Origin of the sequence: Mucilaginibacter sp. CSA2-8R (assembly GCF_038806765.1) — a bacterium.
In the GTDB taxonomy this organism is placed as follows: Bacteria; Bacteroidota; Bacteroidia; order Sphingobacteriales; family Sphingobacteriaceae; genus Mucilaginibacter.
In genome coordinates this window covers 2,243,199-2,261,799 of record NZ_CP152389.1, presented here as the reverse complement: position 1 = coordinate 2,261,799, position 18,601 = coordinate 2,243,199, and the positions used below count along the sequence as shown (strand labels likewise).

The 18,601-nt window shown below is 45.5% G+C and carries 21 protein-coding genes; 10 read left to right on the top strand and 11 right to left on the bottom strand.

Going from position 1 to position 18,601, the window contains the following annotated elements; genetic code table 11:
• Positions 1-6: 6 nt before the first annotated feature.
• Positions 7-996, bottom strand: a complete 990-nt coding sequence (locus AAGR14_RS09535) for an SMP-30/gluconolactonase/LRE family protein (protein ID WP_342648359.1) — start codon at positions 994-996, stop codon at positions 7-9.
• Between the two features lie 69 nt (positions 997-1,065).
• Between AAGR14_RS09535 and AAGR14_RS09530 the strand changes: the two genes are divergently transcribed.
• From AAGR14_RS09530 to AAGR14_RS09520, 3 genes are read left to right on the top strand one after another with little or no spacing between them, the layout of a single operon-like run.
• On the top strand, positions 1,066-1,527 hold the full coding sequence (locus tag AAGR14_RS09530; protein ID WP_342648358.1) for a DUF4268 domain-containing protein: 462 nt from the start codon (positions 1,066-1,068) through the stop codon (positions 1,525-1,527).
• Positions 1,528-1,565: 38 nt separating this feature from the next.
• On the top strand, positions 1,566-1,922 hold the full coding sequence (locus AAGR14_RS09525) for a DUF4174 domain-containing protein (RefSeq protein ID WP_342648357.1): 357 nt from the start codon (positions 1,566-1,568) through the stop codon (positions 1,920-1,922).
• Positions 1,923-1,981: 59 nt separating this feature from the next.
• A complete protein-coding gene (locus AAGR14_RS09520; protein WP_342648356.1) occupies positions 1,982-2,929 on the top strand; it encodes a glycosyltransferase family 2 protein in 948 nt (315 codons plus the stop codon).
• A gap of 39 nt (positions 2,930-2,968) precedes the next feature.
• Here the strand turns inward: AAGR14_RS09520 and AAGR14_RS09515 are convergent, their stop codons facing one another.
• Positions 2,969-3,175: a hypothetical protein gene (locus AAGR14_RS09515; RefSeq protein WP_342648355.1), complete on the bottom strand. Its 207-nt coding sequence runs from the start codon at positions 3,173-3,175 to the stop codon at positions 2,969-2,971.
• Positions 3,176-3,806: 631 nt separating this feature from the next.
• On the opposite strand from AAGR14_RS09515, the gene AAGR14_RS09510 reads away from it, so the two are divergent.
• Positions 3,807-4,430 carry an ATP-binding protein gene (locus tag AAGR14_RS09510; RefSeq protein WP_342648354.1) on the top strand — a complete coding sequence of 208 codons (624 nt, stop codon included), beginning with the start codon at positions 3,807-3,809 and terminating at the stop codon, positions 4,428-4,430.
• A 49-nt stretch (positions 4,431-4,479) separates the two neighbouring features.
• The gene (locus tag AAGR14_RS09505) at positions 4,480-5,862 is read left to right on the top strand and encodes an MATE family efflux transporter (RefSeq protein ID WP_342648353.1); all 1,383 of its coding nucleotides are present in this window, start codon (positions 4,480-4,482) and stop codon (positions 5,860-5,862) included.
• Here AAGR14_RS09505 and AAGR14_RS09500 read toward each other — a convergent pair.
• From AAGR14_RS09500 to AAGR14_RS09475, 6 genes are all read right to left on the bottom strand, one after another.
• Positions 5,851-6,753, bottom strand: a complete 903-nt coding sequence (locus AAGR14_RS09500) for a histone deacetylase (protein WP_342648352.1) — start codon at positions 6,751-6,753, stop codon at positions 5,851-5,853. The genes AAGR14_RS09505 and AAGR14_RS09500 overlap by 12 nt on opposite strands.
• A gap of 129 nt (positions 6,754-6,882) precedes the next feature.
• Positions 6,883-8,172 carry a kynureninase gene (gene kynU / locus AAGR14_RS09495; protein WP_342648351.1) on the bottom strand — a complete coding sequence of 430 codons (1,290 nt, stop codon included), beginning with the start codon at positions 8,170-8,172 and terminating at the stop codon, positions 6,883-6,885.
• A gap of 62 nt (positions 8,173-8,234) precedes the next feature.
• Positions 8,235-8,741, bottom strand: coding sequence for a pyridoxamine 5'-phosphate oxidase family protein (locus AAGR14_RS09490; protein WP_342648350.1), 507 nt, complete (start codon positions 8,739-8,741; stop codon positions 8,235-8,237).
• Between the two features lie 60 nt (positions 8,742-8,801).
• Positions 8,802-9,404: a DNA-3-methyladenine glycosylase gene (locus AAGR14_RS09485; RefSeq protein ID WP_342648349.1), complete on the bottom strand. Its 603-nt coding sequence runs from the start codon at positions 9,402-9,404 to the stop codon at positions 8,802-8,804.
• Positions 9,391-10,050 (bottom strand): alpha/beta hydrolase, encoded by a 660-nt coding sequence (locus AAGR14_RS09480; RefSeq protein WP_342648348.1) that lies wholly within the window; start codon positions 10,048-10,050, stop codon positions 9,391-9,393. Before AAGR14_RS09480 ends, AAGR14_RS09485 begins: the two co-directional genes overlap by 14 nt.
• Positions 10,051-10,527: a GAF domain-containing protein gene (locus AAGR14_RS09475; RefSeq protein ID WP_342648347.1), complete on the bottom strand. Its 477-nt coding sequence runs from the start codon at positions 10,525-10,527 to the stop codon at positions 10,051-10,053. It abuts the gene before it with no gap.
• Positions 10,528-10,607: 80 nt separating this feature from the next.
• Between AAGR14_RS09475 and AAGR14_RS09470 the strand changes: the two genes are divergently transcribed.
• Positions 10,608-11,309: a DUF3291 domain-containing protein gene (locus AAGR14_RS09470; RefSeq protein WP_342648346.1), complete on the top strand. Its 702-nt coding sequence runs from the start codon at positions 10,608-10,610 to the stop codon at positions 11,307-11,309.
• A 6-nt stretch (positions 11,310-11,315) separates the two neighbouring features.
• Positions 11,316-11,561 (top strand): hypothetical protein, encoded by a 246-nt coding sequence (locus AAGR14_RS09465; RefSeq protein WP_342648345.1) that lies wholly within the window; start codon positions 11,316-11,318, stop codon positions 11,559-11,561.
• A 122-nt stretch (positions 11,562-11,683) separates the two neighbouring features.
• On the opposite strand, the gene AAGR14_RS09460 is transcribed toward AAGR14_RS09465, so the two are convergent.
• Positions 11,684-12,652: a hypothetical protein gene (locus AAGR14_RS09460; RefSeq protein WP_342648344.1), complete on the bottom strand. Its 969-nt coding sequence runs from the start codon at positions 12,650-12,652 to the stop codon at positions 11,684-11,686.
• A gap of 196 nt (positions 12,653-12,848) precedes the next feature.
• On the opposite strand from AAGR14_RS09460, the gene AAGR14_RS09455 reads away from it, so the two are divergent.
• Positions 12,849-14,138: a PQQ-dependent sugar dehydrogenase gene (locus AAGR14_RS09455; RefSeq protein ID WP_342648343.1), complete on the top strand. Its 1,290-nt coding sequence runs from the start codon at positions 12,849-12,851 to the stop codon at positions 14,136-14,138.
• On the top strand, positions 14,138-14,584 hold the full coding sequence (locus AAGR14_RS09450; RefSeq protein ID WP_342648342.1) for a cytochrome c: 447 nt from the start codon (positions 14,138-14,140) through the stop codon (positions 14,582-14,584). The genes AAGR14_RS09455 and AAGR14_RS09450 overlap by 1 nt, the downstream gene beginning before the upstream one ends.
• A 55-nt stretch (positions 14,585-14,639) precedes the next feature.
• Here AAGR14_RS09450 and AAGR14_RS09445 read toward each other — a convergent pair whose 3' ends face one another.
• Positions 14,640-15,533 carry a fructosamine kinase family protein gene (locus AAGR14_RS09445; RefSeq protein ID WP_342648341.1) on the bottom strand — a complete coding sequence of 298 codons (894 nt, stop codon included), beginning with the start codon at positions 15,531-15,533 and terminating at the stop codon, positions 14,640-14,642.
• Complete coding sequence (locus AAGR14_RS09440; protein ID WP_342648340.1) at positions 15,527-16,675, bottom strand: hypothetical protein; 1,149 nt, start codon at positions 16,673-16,675, stop codon at positions 15,527-15,529. Before AAGR14_RS09440 ends, AAGR14_RS09445 begins: the two co-directional genes overlap by 7 nt.
• Positions 16,676-16,767: 92 nt before the next feature.
• Between AAGR14_RS09440 and lepA the strand changes: the two genes are divergently transcribed.
• Positions 16,768-18,555 carry a translation elongation factor 4 gene (gene lepA, locus AAGR14_RS09435; RefSeq protein ID WP_342648339.1) on the top strand — a complete coding sequence of 596 codons (1,788 nt, stop codon included), beginning with the start codon at positions 16,768-16,770 and terminating at the stop codon, positions 18,553-18,555.
• The last annotated feature ends 46 nt before the right edge of the window (positions 18,556-18,601 follow it).

Below are 18,601 nucleotides of genomic sequence, written 5' to 3'. Positions count from 1 at the left end.
AGACAACTACAACTGTCCTGAGGCATTTTTTTTGTTGCCTTTTACCTTCATCTCAAAAGTATATATAGCTTTAGAGGCGGTGATAAATAGCGTATTGCCATTACGGCCGCCAAAACAAACATTGGCTGTCCATGGTTCGGCAATGGCAATAAGTCCTATTTGTTTACCATCCGGACTAAAGATGTAAACTCCCTTGCTTCCGGTTAAGTAAACGTTGCCTTGCTCATCCAGTGTCATGCCGTCCGAGCCCTTATCGGTAAATATTTGCGGGTTTATCAATTCGCCATTAGCTGCGATACTAAACCGGTAAGTCTTATTACCTTGTATGTCGGCCACGTAAAGGTATTTGCCATCGCGGGTGCCGGCAATGCCGTTTGGCTTTTGCAGTTGGGCACTGGCTACCCTGGCTTGCTGGCTCCCGGCAGGCAGGTAATATACTTTTTGACCGTCCAATTCGGTAGCGGTGCGCGTCCAGTATGGGCGCTGGTAGTATGGGTCGGTAAAGTAAATGCCGCCTTTAGCATCTATCCATAAATCGTTGGGACCGTTAAACTTTTTGCCATTAAAACTGGTCATTAAAACCGTCTCACGTTTGCCATTGCGCTTAAACTGCCAAAGCTCGTTGTTGGCATCGGCGCAGGTCACCAGGTTTCCCCGACGGTCAAAATACATGCCGTTTGAGCGGCCTGCACTGTCAGCAAACTTGCTTAACTTACCTTTCGTATCGTACTCCCAAATGGTGTTATTGGGCTGGTCGGTAAAAAATATATTGCCCTGGTTATCTGCAGCCGGCCCCTCGGTAAACTCAAATTGCTTACTAACAAGTTTGGCTTGTGTGCCGGGCGCAAACAAACCCGTAGTACTGTAAGTACTATCGGCAACATAATGGCTAATACTTACTTTTGCAGTTACGGCGTTTGGCGTAACACAGTCGGGTGCCGCCAACGCCGTTAGTGGCAGGCAACCTAATAGGTAAAGGGAGACAAATAGTTTCATTAGACAATTGGCTTTAGCAGACCAATATCAAACTTTTTTACGCATCGCGGTTATGTTATTATAAAATACATGTATTCTAAAGATCAGGCATCACAATTACGACAAGCATTCTGGACAACGTTTGGTCAGTACCTATCGCCGCAGCTATCTGCCGACGGATTAAAAATTAACTGGATCAATTACAAAACCGGAGTTAAACACCTGCACTTTAAAATGCAGACTGATAGCAGGTCGGCCTATATTGCTATTGAGCTGTCACATCCTGACTTGGGCGTACAAGAGTTATTTTTTGAACAATTTAAAGAACTCAAAATTGTTTTGACCAGCACACTTGACGAAGAATGGGAATGGCAGCTGCACATGCCCGATGAATATGGCAAAACTGTAAGCCGCATTTATAAAACGTTAGAAAATGCCAGCGTATTTAACCGCAACGACTGGCCAGCACTGATCTCTTTTTTCAAACCACGTATTATTGCTTTAGATGATTTTTGGAGCACTGCCAAGTATAGCTTTGATGCGCTCAAGTAAACCGGCAACAATCTGATTACCCTGCGGTTGTTATAGGTATGATAGTTTTATTGATGAGTATACTGATGGCTATGCCGAATCCATTTCAGCAAAAAAGGCAGTTCCTGTTATTTGCCGACACCCAAAATAATGCGCAATTACAGCAGCAATTAAAATACCTGCACCAGGATGCCGACGGGTTGCAGGAGCGTGACGTTGAGGTAAAGGTGTATATTAAATCTAAAGATCCGGAGGCGTTTGCTAATCGAAAAATCAAAGCATCTTTCACGACTGTGCTTGTTGGCAAAGACGGTGGCGATAAACTCATCTCGGCCGAGCCAATTACCCTGCAAAAACTGTACAGTACAATTGATGCCATGCCTATGCGCCGTAGCGAAATGAAACGGCATCTATAGGAGTGTTTTGTAAATGCTTAAAATAGCTATCTTTGTTGGCTTTAATAAAATACACAGCCATGCCGGAATTATCAGTTGTTATAACTGTGATGAACGAAGAGGAAAACATCAAACCTCTGATAGAAGAAATAAGAAAAGCACTACCGGCTATTGACTACGAGGTAATTTTTGTTGACGACGGATCGGAAGACGGCACCCGCCGAGAGATTGTTGCCCACGCTGATGAACGCATTAAACTGGTTGAACTGCGTAAAAATTACGGCCAGAGCACGGCCATGACCGCTGGCATTGACCACACTACCGGCGAATATATTGCTCTGTTAGACGGCGATTTACAAAACGACCCCAGCGACATTCCGTTTATGCTGCAAAAGCTGAGAGATGAGGACTGGGATGTAGTGGCAGGTAACCGGGCCAACCGCCAGGATGGTGTGGTACTACGCAAAATACCAAGCAAGATTGCTAATGCCCTTATTAGGCGCATGACAGGCGTTTACATTAAAGATTACGGCTGTACGCTTAAAATATTCCGCAGGGAAATTGCGGAAGACTTAGGACTATATGGAGAGCTGCACCGCTTTATACCGGTACTGGCTAAGCTGCAGGGCGCCCGCATTACGCAGGTTGATGTAAAGCATCATGCACGCATACATGGCACATCAAAATATGGCATTAACCGTACCTTTAAGGTAATCAGCGATTTGATACTTATGGTATTTTTCCGTAAGTATATCCAGAAGCCGATGCACCTGTTTGGCAGCATTGGTTTTATTGCATTTTTTTTAGGAGTGCTAATTAACGCCTACCTGCTTGTGTATAAATTATTGGGCCACGATATAGGCGGGAAACCATTATTAATATTGGGCCTAATATTTTTGCTGGGTGGTGTGCAGTTAATTACACTGGGCATACTGGCTGAGGTAAACGTGCGCACTTATTTTGAGTCGCAGAACAAAAAAACCTACCAGGTTAGAAAAGTAGTGACTGGTAAAAGGGCTATTGCCTGATAGAATATAAAGGCCCTCACGTTGGAGGGCCTTTTTCCGTTATTGCGGTGGGTTTGTTTTAGTAGTGTCTGTACGACGTGAGGTGTCACGTGCTGTACTGTCAGCCATTGGTGTAGACATGGTACCGGCCGAGTCCATTTTAGTGCTGTCGCCACTACCACTGGCTGCACGCTCCGAGCTGCATCCTGCAGCTACCGAAGCTACTATTGCCGTTATAAAGGCAAAACTCAAAAGTTGCTTTTTCATAGGATCTTGTTATTTGTTGTTTCCCTTTTAACATCATTTATCTGATATTGTTTAAGTTAGGCTAAAAATCTAATTAAATTTACTTGTAACGGTTTGATACTGCCAATGTAAAATGTTTTACACCTCCGTCCTGGACATTCAAAATACTATACATTAGTAATACAAACCAATACTGTTGTAAATACTTCCACTGTTGACGATAACAGTTTATTGCATTAAGGATTTACTATACCAAACCATAATAAGGTCTTAGCTATTACCGTTATAAATAATCTCCGGAGCACGAGCAGCACTGGGCATAAGGCATTGCGCTGGATACTTCGAAAAAAGCTATTACCAGCTCGATTTGTTTCGGCAGATAGCGCAATGCAGTTTATGGCACCTGTTCAAGTCATTACCTTCGCTTATATTTGCTAAATGTTTGCGTTGTTGCTACTTCGTAACCGAGGCCTTTCAAACGGCTGATCCAAAACATTACCCGGCATCCGGAGTTGATTAATTTAGAGCGTTGGTGTTTGGCTACTGCCTATGCATAAGGCTTGTGCCAGCAATATGGAACTGAGCCGTTGAGCAACCCGACAAATGGACGGTAATTTTTAAACTATATATACCCGCAGCAGGAGAATAAAAAATGAACATTAAGAGGCTGATTTTAGAGGGGGAAGGTGTTTCGCTCGATTTTAAGAAAACCATCACCAGCTGCGAAAAAATAGCTAAAACTATGGTATCTTTTGCCAACAATAAGGGCGGCAAACTGCTGATTGGCGTGGCCGATGACGGCAGTATTAAAGGCGTAAAGTCTGAAGATGAAGAGCGCTATATGATTACCAAAGCAGCACATTTTTTTGCCCGGCCTGCACTCGAGCCCGCTTTTGAGGAGATTTACGTAGATGATAAACTGGTGTTGGTGGTAGAAATTGACTCAAGCGATACCAAGCCTCATTACGCCCTGGGTGATGATGGCAAATGGTGGGTGTACATCCGGGTACAGGATAAAAGTGTGCTGGCCAGTAAAATAGTAGTTGATGTATTAAAACGGGCCAATAACGATGAAGGCGTGTTAATTGAATATTCATCTAAAGAAAAAGCATTGTTAGAATACCTCGACCAGCATGAACGCATCACCGTTAAACAGTATTGCGAGCTGCTCAACATGGGTCGCCGCCGTGCACAGCGCATCCTGGTAAACCTGGTTTTATCGGGAGTAATAAGAGTACATACTACCGAAAAAGAGGAATTTTATACTGCTGCCTAAGCGTATAAAATTCAATTTAAACTCAATCGTTTTCCGCACACTTAACGCCATGCCGTTTACTTTTAAAAAGTACAAGTCTTATTACCGCGAAAACTTGAAACTGGCCATCCCGGTAGTTATTTCGCAATTGGGGCACACGCTGGTACATCTGGCCGACAGTGTAATTGTGGGGCATTTTGCAGGCACTGTATCATTAGCGGCCGTATCATTAGTAAACAGCGTTTTTGTGGTAGCTATGGTAAGCGGTTTGGGATTGGCTTATGGGCTTACACCACTCATTGCACAATACAACGGGCAAAAAAACTTTACCGAGTGCGGTAAATTATTATCAAACAGCTTGTTCATCAATGCCGTTTCGGGCTTGTTGCTGTTCGCAATCATTTACTTCGGCGCTGGCAAGTTGCTCGATCATCTGGGCCAGTCGCCTGCGGTATTGAGTCAGGCCAAACCATTTTTGCTACTCATTTCGGCTTCTATAGTGCCACTGATGCTGTTTAGCACCTTTAAGCAGTTTGCTGAAGGGCTCGGATTTACCAGGCAAGCCATGAATATTACTATCTGGGGAAACGCACTAAACATTTGCCTGGGCATCATTTTCGTGAAAGGCTTATTTGGCATTAAACCAATGGGCATCAGCGGTGTAGGTTACAGCACGCTGATCGACCGTACGCTAATGGCCACCGTAATGGGCTTTTATGTATTCAAATCTGCCCGTTTCAAGCCATATCTGCGCGACTTTAGTATGGGATATGTCAAATTGCAAAGGTGTAAAGAGATTTTTAAGCTCGGTGCTCCTATAGCTATGCAGTATACTTTTGAGGTAAGTGCTTTCAGTGCAGCGGCTATATTGATGGGTCAACTAGGTGCTGTGCAACAAGCCGCCCACCAAGTAGCACTCAACCTCGCTTCGCTTACTTATATGATGGCCAGCGGTATATCGGCGGCGGCGGCTATCAAGTCAGGTAATTATTTTGGTGCTAAAAGTTTTGGCGAACTGCGGGCATCGGCTATGGCCAGCTATCATATTGTTTTACTCTTTATGACTTTTACTGCGCTTATCTTTGTCGTATTTAATCGCACACTCCCCTGGATTATTACATCTGATCCGGCCGTAGTTGAGGTAGCTGCACGTCTATTGATACTGGCAGCAATTTTCCAGGTATTTGATGGCGCCCAAGTGATCGGGTTAGGCATATTAAGGGGTATGGGCGATGTTAATGTGCCAACGCTTATCACTTTTTTAGCTTATTGGATTGTGGGCTTGCCTTTAGGGTATTGGTTGGGTCTGAAAATCGGACTTGGCCCAACCGGCGTTTGGTACGGCCTGGTGGCAGGTTTGGGCGTTGCTTCTGTCTTATTATATTTGCGCTTTATAGCCACCAACAAAAAGCATATCGAAGATTATATTTTCGACGACGCCTTAAAAATATAATTCAACCGCTACTTTGTAAGTATTACAGTGTGCCTCAACAATATCTTTAATTTGAGGCGAGTAACCTCCACCCATACTTACCTGTACAGGTATACCGGCTTGTTTACATTGCTGCAATACCAGCTGGTCGCGCTCTTTACAACCCGCTTTGCTCAAAGCCAGTTTACCCAATTTATCCGAAGCTAACACATCTACCCCGGAAAGGTAGAAGATAAAATCCGGCTTTTGCTGCTGAATTAAACGCGGCACGTGCTGCCGTACCAAATCTAAAAATGCATCATCTTCCATGCCGTCGGGCAGTGGTACGTCTAAATCCGATTTTTCTTTACGATATGGAAAATTGTTGGCCCCGTGCATCGAAAATGTAAAAACCCGTGGTTCGTGCTCAAAAATCTGCGCGGTGCCGTTACCTTGGTGCACGTCCAAATCAATAATCAGTACACACTTGGCAAGGCCGTGGTGCAACAAGTAATTAGCCGCAATGGCCTGGTCGTTTAACATGCAAAAACCTTCGCCCCAATTGCTGCCGGCATGATGCGTACCACCGGCTATATTAAAGGCAACACCGTTTTCAAACGCATAGTGGCAACCATCAATGGTGCCTTTAGCTATACGAATCTCCCGCTCAACCAGTTGGGCACTAAGCGGAAAACCAATGCGGCGCTGCTCTTTAGGCGATAAGGTTAGCGTGTGCAATTGCTGCCAGTAGGTTTCGTCGTGCGTCCACAAAATGGTTTGCTCGTCCAATGGCTGCGGCGAAAAAAGGTTATCGGCCGTAATTACACCCTCATGCAGCAACTGCTCCGGGATCAGCTCGTACTTCAACATCGGAAAGCGGTGGCCCTCCGGCAGCGGGTGAGCATAAATAGGATCAAAAGCAATTTTTAGCATAGCATCAATAAGCACGTACCGGCATCCCCACGTTAGATTTGACAGCCGCGCATTAACCAAACATCACACCTTGCCATCGTGTTTTATAAGATACGACCAGGAATTATTTTGCGAATTTATACTGTTGAATTAACTGCTGACGTGATGAACAGCATCAGACAAAAAACGCGCAGCACGGTAAACATCGGTAAATGTATTGTAAAGCGGCACCGGGCTCAACCTGATTACATCAGGTTCGCGCCAGTCGCCTAACACTCCGTTTTTAACCAGTTGATCAAAAAACAGCTTGCCATTTTGTTTGCAAATAATAGAAAGCTGACTGCCACGCTCACCGGCATTTCTAGGAGTAATGATTTTAAACAGTTCCTCGCCAGCTTCGCGGTTAATATCGTCAATCAAAAATTCCAGATAAGCAGTTAAGCGGATGGCTTTTTCGCGGAGAACAGTAACACCACCGGCCCGTTCAACAATATCCAACGCGGCTTTGTGGGTCGCCATCAACAATATCGGACTGGTACTCACCTGCCAGCCTTCGGCCCCGGTTTCAGGCTCAAAGCCCGGTGCCATTTTAAAGCGGCTATCGTTACGGTAGCCCCACCAGCCAGCAAACCGGTCAAACGTTTTGTTAGCATGGTGCTTTTGGTGTACAAATATACCGCTAATGCCTCCTGGACCCGAATTCATGTATTTGTACGAACACCAGGCAGCAAAGTCGGCGCCCCAATTGTTAAGTTGCAAAGGCACATTACCGGCGGCATGTGCCAGATCAAAACCTGCGTAGGCGCCCGCCCGATGTGCACCGGCAGTAATAGCCTGCACATCAAAAAACTGGCCGGTATAATAATTGATCCCGCTAAACAGTACCAGGGCCAACTCGTCGGCATGCTGCGCAATTTTTGCCACTATGTCTTCGGTGCGCAGGGTATTCTCCCCTTCGCACGGTATCACTTCAATTACCGCATCCTTAGGATCGTAACCATGAAATTTTACCTGGCTTTTTACGGCGTATTGGTCGGACGGGAAAGCCCCGCCTTCCATCAAAATTTTAAACCGCTTGCCTTCAGGCTTATAAAAGCTTACCATCAGCAAGTGCAGGTTTACGGTAAGCGAATTCATCACCGTTACTTCGGCTGGTTGAGCACCCATAATGCCAGCCAACGTAGGTAAAAGTTGTTGATGGTAGGACAGCCAGGGCTCGCTGCCCTGAAACCAACCTTCAACTGCCAGGTTTTGCCAGTTAGCCAGTTGCCTGCTTATTTCTAACTGGGCTGCTTTAGGTTGCAAGCCTAAGGAGTTGCCACACAGGTAAATCATATCTTTACCCTGGTGCTGAGGTATTAAAAATTCATTACGAAATGCTTTCAGTTCATCCTGCTCATCTAAGTGAGTGGCAAAATCGGCGCTGTTTACAAATTCCATCAGTCAATGATACAAAAAAAGGCAGCGCTAAGGCTGCCTTGCTATTCTCTTATTGTACTTTATTATAACTCTACTTTGTTGTGCTCGCCGGGTTCAAACTTCCCACCGGTAATTACCGATTTAATCCATTTAAAGGCTAAGCCTACAGCGCCGGCGCTATTGTCCCAATACTCGGCATCGCTCAGGTCTACGCGCAGCAAAGTCAGGTTCGGGTCCTGCAGTCCGTCTTTAAAAAAGGTCTCTACAAATGGGTCCCACAATTCTTCCATCTTCGCACGGTTATCAACCACTTGTGCAACCCCGTTAAGACTAATGTAAGTGTTTGAACTGCTGTTAGCGTAAGTAACACTTACTTTGTTATCCAGCGAAATTTCGGCTACTTTTGATGAAAACTCATTGGTAAAAAACCATAAGCTACCTTCTACATCCAGTTGTGCAGTAGCCATCGGCCGGCTATGAAAGCCCTTATCTACCGTAAATGTAGTGAGCATTGCTGTTTTTGATTTATCAATTAAGCCACGCAAGTACTCGATATCTTCCAGTTTTTTTAAATCGCGTTGATAGTCCATAGCTAATGTTTTTAGTTAGATAGACTATAAACCATTAAAGCGGTATTTTGATTGGAAATTTTACCGATTAGGTTTGCTTACATAAACATTACCCTTTATATAATACCGGTAAGGCAGCAAAGCATCTTCGGCAGCGTAAGCCACGCCAATGCGCGGAACGGCGGCAATTTGTTCTGGTTCAAAACTTAACCCTTGGTCTTCAATCCATAACTGAGCGCTTTGCAAACTGACACCGTTAAGTTTGCGGTTAATACCCAAAGCTTTACCTACTGAGCCCGGCCCGGCTGTAATATTCGGTTTAACCAATGCCATATTTCGCCGGCTTAACATGGCATCTACGCCCACAGTTGGATTGATCGCTCTGATTAGTACAGCGTGGGGTTGTCCCTCCACCGAAGTAACCACGTTGAGCATTTCGTGGATGCCATAGCATAAATATATATACGCAATGCCGCCGTGCTCAAACATAGTTTGGGTGCGCGGCGTAAGCCGGTTACCGTAAGCATGTGATGCCTTATCAATTACACCGTTGTAAGCCTCAGTTTCTACAATGTAGCCGCCAGTGGTTACGCCATCTATACAAGTAAACAGGTATTTACCCAATAGTTGCTGCGCAATAAGGCTAACGTCTGTGCCAAGGTAAAATGCTTCAGGCAGTTTCATCGTTTAAAATACTTAATATTAACTTGCTGATTTCGCGGCCGCGGGTATAGATCATATCATGGCTGCCGCCCTCTACAATATGCGTAGCCGTTGTTATTTTTTTGTACGGAAAGATGATATCTTTATTACCGATGATGTGATAGAGCTTGCCTTTAATAGCTGTTGGCTGCCACTGTAAAATAGAATGCATTGCCCAGCGCATAAATTTAGGCGATGTTTTGCGAATCATATCAACAAACAAAAAGCCCGACTTCCCTTTAAGCTCACCGAATAAAGGTTTAATTAAAAAGCCCATCGACGTGTAAAAGCCGTGCGGAATAACTTTGTAAACCGGCACCCGCCTGAACCATTTGAAATAGAAAGGAAACTCACTGATTTCCTTCACGCTTGACACGATGACAGCCTTGCTTAGTTTTACCATACTACTGATCTCGACTGTAAGCATCCCTCCCATCGACACGCCCATTACCACTGCGCCGGGCGTAACTCCATAATAGTTGATGAGCTTTTGAGCATAGGAAGTCAGCGTGTCGTGTTCTTCGGGTTCAAGCCAGTCCATGTAAACCAACTCGTAACCAGGCAAGTCCAATTTGTTAAACAAACGACGGTCGGCCCCCAAGCCCGAAATCAGGAAAATTTTCTGCATTTAAAATTTCAGCAATTTTACCAGTTCCTCTAAATACAAAGCGTCAGTTTCATCAAACTGATCCAGCAATTCGCTGTCAACATCCAACACACCGGCTACTTGCCCGTTATTAAAGATGGGTACCACAATTTCAGATTGCGACAGCGAGCTGCAGGCAATATGACCTGGAAAAGCCTCGACGTCGGGTACAATTAACGTTTTTTGCTGTTGCCACGCAGCGCCGCATACGCCTTTACCCAAGCCAATACGTGTACAAGCCACCGGCCCCTGAAACGGAGCTAATACCAGTTCGTTATCCTTTACTAGGTAAAAGCCTACCCAGAACCATTTAAACTGCTCTTTTAACGCCGCAGCCATATTGGCCAGGTTAGCCGTTAAATCGGTTTCGCCTTGCAGCAAAGCCTCAATTTGAGGTAAGAGCGATTGATATTGTGCTGCCTTGTCGGCAGATTGCAGTATTTGTAAATCTTCGGCCATATTGCAAAGGTATGCACCAGGGTTGTGAAACAATTTAAGTTAAATATCATATTTAATGATTTATTTCGCGTTGCTGCCTTATGATTGTTAGCCTCACCATTGTACGTTACCGTAAAGCGTTTATCCCGCTGGCCCTGCTGGCTATGGCCTTGCACCGCCTGCCACTGATGCTGCAAAAGGGTTGTACCTTTTGGAAACTGATGGGTTGCGGCCGCAACGGTTCTTTTGACCTTACGCCCGACTGGCAGCAATGGGGCCTACTGGCCAGCTGGAACAGCCGCGCCGATTTTGATACGTTTTACCAACGCTCGTTTATTGCCGGCTGGTGGAAAAAACTCGCAACCGAAAGCTGGACTTTATTGGCTGAACCCTTGCAAAGCCATGGCGCCTGGGATGGCGCTGCACCGTTTGGCAAACCGGAAATAAAGAGCTATACCGGACCAGTAGCCGTACTTACACGTGCTACCATAAATCTAAACCGGCTGAAAAACTTTTGGTCGCATGTAGATGCAGCGGCGCGGGTAATGGCATCGTCCGATGGATATATTACTTCAGTCGGTATCGGCGAGGCGCCGGTTTTCAGGCAGGCTACTTTTTCGGTTTGGGAAAGTTTGGACAATGTAAAGGCGTTTGCTTACAAAGGTGGCGAACATGCCGACATCATTAAAAAAACCCGCAGCGAAAACTGGTACAGCGAAGAGCTTTTTGCCCGCTTTAAACCCCTCGCCGCCTGGGGTACATTGAATGGCACTGACCCTTTACAGGGCAAAATTAAATTTTAAAACCGCATGAGAGTTATTGCAGAACTACCGCATCCTGATTTTAAAGTCTCCATTTTTAGCATGAACCGCAAATTCATTATCAAAATGGAACAGGGTGCATTAGAACAAACCTACAAAGTAGCTGAAGCTGATTTGATGGATGGCGTAAACAGCGTATTTGAATTGTTAGATGAAGCCTTTTATCAAACCGTAGCAACACGCTTTACCGAAATGCGCAAAGACTGGCGCGAGTCGTATAATCGGTATAATTAACAAGCCGAGATACTTAAGCAACTCGCCCGGTGTGCGAGTATTGCATGCCTTGACGGGCCTAAATACAAAACGGCCGCTAAACAGCAGCCGTTTTGATGATATATACTGGAGAGATTTTCTTGTTAAAAACCCATACGTGGAACTGATGCCATTTGCTGACGCATACCACCACCGCGTTGCTGACCATCAACACCGCCCCGGTTACCACGGTCGCCGCCACCGTTCGGGTTACCGTTTTGGCCTTGTCCGTTGTTATTAGACGGACGGCTGTATTCGCCTTGCGGACGATTGCCCTGGTTGTATTGGCCACCACCATCGTTACCGCGGTTTTCGCCGCCTTGATTTATGATGCCACCTTGGTTACGGTCGGGACCGTAGTTACGGTTACGGCCACCATTGCCTTCGTTCTCATTCTGGCGGTTACCGTTCCAACCATTATTGTTGTCATTGCGGCGATTGCCATTCCAACCGTTGTTATCGTTCTGGCGGTCGTTGTTCCAGCCACCATTGTTACGGTTCTGCGGCATCTGACGGTCATTATAACCTCCGCGGCCACCGCCGGCGTTGTTAGAGTCATAAGGTGAGCTTGGTAAGCGGCGCTCGTAACTACCACGGTTTTCAAACCGGTCGTCATTGCGCTGAGGCTGACGGTAAACTTCATTCCCTCCCCTGCGATCATACCCACCGCGGTTAGCATATTGGTCGCCGTTGCCCCAGTTACCGCCGCGGTTTCCGCCAAATCTATTGCGGTAAAAATCGTGGTTTGCGTAAGGGCGCTGTGCCCTTACCTCGTAGCGGCGGGCACTGCGCCAATCGTAATCATGGTAACGGCCGGGTAAATATTGTCCGCTTATCCAACGCTGGTCATCGTCCATATAATAGTAACAATGTTCGGGTACCGAATAATACGCCTCTACGTCGGGCAGGTAATAAAAATCGTCGTAAACAACGGGGGGCGCCATCACCGGCTTGTGCACGTTAATAACCAATGGGCCAATTCGCATACCAACGCTAACCCCCACCTGTGCTTTAGCAGTTTGAGTTAATAAACCACCGGCTGCTAAAAATATAGATAAGAAAATCTTTTTCATACGTTGCAAAATTTGCAGGTATGACAGGTTATGCAACAGCAAGGTTTAACGTCTTAAATAATAAGTGTTTTTATAATTAAAAGTATTGTAAATACCTCACCGGGCAGGTTTATAATGATGTAGCAATATTGTTAAATACCAACACTGTTATTTGTATGTTATATTATATTATTTTTGATGCATAACTAACAAACCTATGAAATTAAAAGTTGCTTTCTCCTCTTTTATACCCCTTTTTGCAGCAGCAGGGCTGCTGTGGTATAATGCTAATAAACCTATGATTGTAAGCACGGTTAACCCGGATGCTGACAATGCCGGGCTAAAGCTGCCTGCAGGTTTTGGGGCACTGCGTGCTGCCGAAAACGTTGGCAAAGCGCGCCATATAGCAGTCACCAACGGCGGCGACATCTACGTTAAACTTAACCGACCTAAGGACGGAAAAGGCATTGTGTATTTACAGGACGCCAATGATGACGGTAAAATGGATGACACCAAAATGTTTGGTAACTACGGTGGCACGGGTATGTACATCAAAAACGGCTACTTGTATGCCTCGTCAGATACCGAAGTTTTTAGGTATAAACTAAATGAAAACGGTCAGGTAACCAGTCCTGATGCACCCGAAAAGATTGTGACGGGCCTGATTGAACGCCGCCAGCACGAATCAAAATCTATTGTTGTAGATAATAACGATAACCTTTATGTGAACATTGGCGCTTACTCCAACTCGTGCCAGGAAAAAGATCGTACGCCAGGATCAATGGGACGCAAAGGTTGCCCCATATTAGATTCGGCAGGCGGCATATGGCAGTTTAAAGCCAGCAAAGCTAACCAAACTTATAAAGACGGTGTGCGCTATGCCACCGGCTTACGTAATGTTGTAGGGCTGGACTGGAACCAGCAAGATAACCAGCTTTTTGTTATGCAACACGGCCGCGATCAGTTACATGATTTATTCCCCGCGTTGTATACCGTACAGCAATCGGCCATTTACCCTGCCGAGTGTATGTACGCTCTAAAAAAAGGAGATAACGCCGGCTGGCCGTACATATATTACAATCAAGATGAGCACAAAAAAATCGTAGCTCCAGAATACGGCGGCGACAGTAAAAAAGAAGGCAGCAAAGACTACATTGAGCCGGCTGCAGCTTACCCGGGCCATATGGCACCTAACGGGCTGTTGTTTTACACTGGCAACATGTTTCCAGAGAAATATAAGAATGGTGCATTTATTGCCTTTCATGGTTCATGGAACCGTGCGCCCGAACCACAAGCAGGCTTCTTTGTAGTTTTTCAACCGTTTAAAGATGGCAAGCCTTTTGGTAAGTACGAGGTGTTTGCCGACGGCTTTTCGGGCTCGCCAGAAAAAACAGCGAGCGGCCGCGCCGACCACAAACCTTGTGGCTTAGCCCAAGGCCCGGATGGCTCACTCTACGTAAGCGACGATGTAAAAGGAACTATCTATCGTATTGTATATAATAAATAATGAACAGACTATTCACACTATCAATAACGGCTTTGCTGATATTAACAACCGGTGCATTTGCCCAAAAAAGCCCGGTAAAAAAAGCAGGTGTTGCCAAACCTAAAACTCCCATGGTAACAACTGGGGCCACGGATGGCAAAACCGTGTACTTACAAAACTGCCTAACCTGCCACCAGGCCGACGGTGGCGGCGTGCCCAACATGAACCCGCCGCTCATCAAAACCGACTATGTTTTAGGCGACAAGACGAGGTTGATTAAAATTGTGTTAAACGGCTTTAACGACCGCGTTGAGATTGAAGGTGAGATGTACAACAACGTTATGCCCTCGCTTAATCATTTAACCGACAAGCAGATTGCTGATGTGCTGACTTATGTACGCAGCAATTTTGGTAATAAAGCCAGTGCGGTATCTGCCACGGAGGTAAAAAAGTTAAGAGGCAAGTAAAAATTTTTATTCTTAATGTTATAAAGCGCCCGGCTGTAAACCGGGCGCTTTGCGTTTATAAGTACATATTTACGGAGTCAATGACCTGAGGTAAATAGCTGGCGCCAAATAAATTGAGATGCAATAGCAAAGGATACAAATTCCATAACGCGGCACGTTGCTGCCAGCCGGGTGCCAGCGGATATGCTTCATGGTAAGCCGCGTAAAAATCTGAGCTAAATCCGCCGAACAGTGTGGTCATGGCCAAATCAAACTCGCGATGACCGTAACTAACGGCCGGGTCAATCAGGTAGGGCTTCCCCGCAGTGTCCACCAAGTAATTTCCTCCCCATAAATCGCCGTGTATCAAAGCAGGCTGCTCTTCAGCAAAAAGCTCCGGTAACCGGGCGTACAACTGCTCAAACAAATCGACTTGCCGTGTACTTAGCAGATTACGGTCAGCGGCAGTTTGCACCATCGGCTGTAGCCGCTCGTTAATGAAAAAGTCTGCCCACTTGGTATGCTTCGTGTTTGACTGCGGCAAACTGCCCATATAATTATCGTGCTCAAACCCGTAATGCGATGCGGTACACCGATGCATGGCTGCCAGTTGCTGCCCTAATGCTGTTAAGGCCTGCGACGATTTAGCACCGGTTTCTATCCAAGCCAATACCAGGAAAGCGTTATCCTCAAACGCTCCGTGCAATACTGCTTGCGGTACCGCTACGGTTCGGGTTTGCCTGATGGCATCCAGGCCCTCGCTTTCACGCTCAAACAACAGCGGGTAGGCGCTCTGGCTGTTCAGTTTCATAAAATACCGCCTGCCGTTGGTTGTTAGCATAAACGCTGCGCTGATATCACCGCCGGATACAGGTTTGGCATCTTTAATTTCTACTGCTAATTTAGTCTTCTCAGACAATTCTGCAGACAGATAGCCCAAAAAAGACGGACTTAATTGTGTGCTCACCATAAATAAACAGCTTCGGGTTTAGAGCCGTTGTCGTATTCGGGATTAAAATAATACTTACACGACTCGCAAGGTAATAAAAAATCGCGCCGGGCTTCATTGAGGTGATAGTCATGTTCAATCTCTTGGTTGTTAACAGCATCAAGTTTTCGGTAGGTTTCAATGCTGCCGTCGTCGTGATAGCGGTAAAGCTCTGCTACTTTTTTTCTGCTGTTAACATTTCTGTAATTTGTGACTTTCCCTTGCTGATTATAGCCATAAGATATATAATTACGCCCATGATGGCTAAACGTCGTTTTATACCGCAAACTTGGTTTTGTTACTGCCAAAGTATAGCCTATTGAGTCAAGCGCTCGTTTAACCTGCGGGTCATCGACATTGTAAATCTCTCCGGTGGCCTTATTGATGCGTGCTTCAATTGGAATCCACCGCTTTAACTCGAGTATGTCGTAATATGACGTTCTTACTTTGACAAGTCCGCCACCGCCATATCTGACATTATAAATTAGCTGACCTATGGCACTGTATACTTTCCGATACTTGACGCGTTCGCCTTTGTTAAATTTTTCGCTGATGTAAAGCTTCCCCGAAGGATAAAATATTTGTCGTTCGCCCTGCAACTTTCCGTTTTTAAAGTGCTGAACAATTTCGGGTAGATCATTATCATACTTTATGGTATCTGTCAGCGGGTTAAATTTATCTGGATAAAAAAGCCTAATTAAAACGTTCAACCTATCAATTCCCCGAAAATACTGCCAATCTCTGAGTCCGCTCACATCCCGATATTTAATATTATAGTTACAAGGTTGGATCTCTATTTTGTCTTTGCCTTTCGAGCCGAAGAACAACCACTGTTCTCCCATATTAATCCCCAGGTCGCAACTGCTATTTACGTTAGGTTCGTTAATCACCGTTTCTTTCGCGCCTTTGAACAACTCGATAATTTCGATTTTTATGTCGCCATCCCGTCGCCTAAACCACGGTTTTGCAGTATCGGTAGGACTTAAAGCTGCCACCTTGGCAAGCGCTATAAACTCATAAGGCTTCAAATCATTCTTGTCTTTAAATTCGGGTATTACAGAACAATGGCAGGCTATAGCACTAAGGTTGATGAGTGTAAGTACAATTGTGAGTAGGTTTTTCATAAATTCACAAAAACGGTAAGAAATTCTCAAGTTACTTGAATTGATAATGATAGCAAATTTATCGGCTTAAAAAGCTACTTTTGCGTTTTCAAATGAAGCACATCCGTAACTTTTGTATCATCGCTCACATCGACCACGGTAAAAGCACCCTGGCCGATCGTTTGCTCGAATATACCAAGACTATTACCCAGCGCGAAGCACAAGCCCAATTACTTGATGACATGGACTTAGAGCGCGAGCGCGGTATTACCATAAAAAGCCACGCCATCCAGATGGATTACACCCTGGACGGCCAGCCCTATGTTTTAAACCTGATTGATACCCCTGGTCACGTCGATTTCTCTTATGAGGTATCGCGTTCTATCGCAGCATGCGAAGGTGCGTTGCTAATTGTGGATGCCTCACAAGGTATCCAGGCACAAACCATCTCTAACCTTTATTTGGCTTTAGAGAACGATCTGGAAATTATCCCGGTACTTAACAAAATGGACCTGCCGGGCGCTATGCCCGAGGAGGTGAAAGACCAGATTGTTGACCTGATTGGCTGCAAACGCGAAGAAATTTTAGCGGCATCGGGCAAAACCGGTATGGGTATTGAGGAAGTGTTGCGTGCAATAATCGAGCGTGTGCCAGCCCCTGTTGGCGACCCGGATGCGCCGTTGCAAGCGTTGATTTTCGACTCGGTATTCAACTCTTTCCGCGGTATTATTGCTTACTATAAAGTAGTGAACGGTGAGATCAGGAAAAATACCAAGGTTAAATTTATGGCCACTGGCAAAGAATACATTGCCGACGAAGTGGGTACCCTTAAATTAACACAACTACCTAAAGACGTCATTAAAACCGGCGATGTAGGTTACATCATTTCCGGCATTAAGGAAGCTAAGGAGGTTAAAGTTGGCGATACCATTACGCTGATTGAACGCCCTGCAGCAAGCGGTATACAAGGATTTGAAGAGGTAAAACCTATGGTATTTGCCGGCATTTACCCGGTTGATACCGAAGATTACGAAGAGCTGCGCGACTCGATGGGTAAGCTGCAGTTAAACGACGCTTCACTGGTGTTTGAGCCAGAGTCGTCGGCTGCGTTAGGCTTTGGTTTCCGATGCGGATTTTTGGGTATGCTCCACATGGAGATTATTCAGGAACGTTTGGAGCGCGAGTTCGACATGACGGTAATTACCACCGTGCCCAACGTGTCGTACATTGCCTATACCACCAAAGGCGACCCGTTAACGGTAAACAACCCGTCGGACTTACCCGACCCAAGCAAACTCGACTTTGTTGAGGAGCCCTACATCAAAGCTAACATTATCACTAAGGCCGAATTTGTTGGTCCGGTAATGTCGTTATGTATCCAGAAACGCGGAGCCATTGTAAACCAGTCTTACTTAACGTCTGACCGGGTGGAACTGATTTTTGAGATGCCGATGGGTGAGATTGTATTTGACTTTTACGACAAACTAAAAACGATATCTAAAGGATATGCCTCGTTTGACTACAACCAGATTGGCTATCGCCAGTCGGATTTGGTAAGGCTTGACATCCGCTTAAACGGCGAACCTGTTGATGCATTGTCCTCGTTAATTCACCGTAGCAACTCATACGATTTTGGTAAAAAGATTTGTGAAAAGCTGAAAGAATTAATTCCGCGCCAGCAATTCGAAATCATTGTACAGGCCTCTATCGGTGCAAAAATTATAGCACGCGAAACGGTTAAAGCATTACGTAAAGACGTAACCGCCAAGTGTTATGGTGGTGATATTTCGCGGAAGCGTAAACTGTTAGAGAAACAGAAAAAAGGTAAAAAACGGATGCGCCAGGTAGGCAACGTCGAAATACCGCAATCGGCGTTTATGGCGGTGTTGAAATTGGATTAGAAGTCCCCGGCCCCCTGAAGGGGGAGTAAAAGACTTGGGGCGTTTT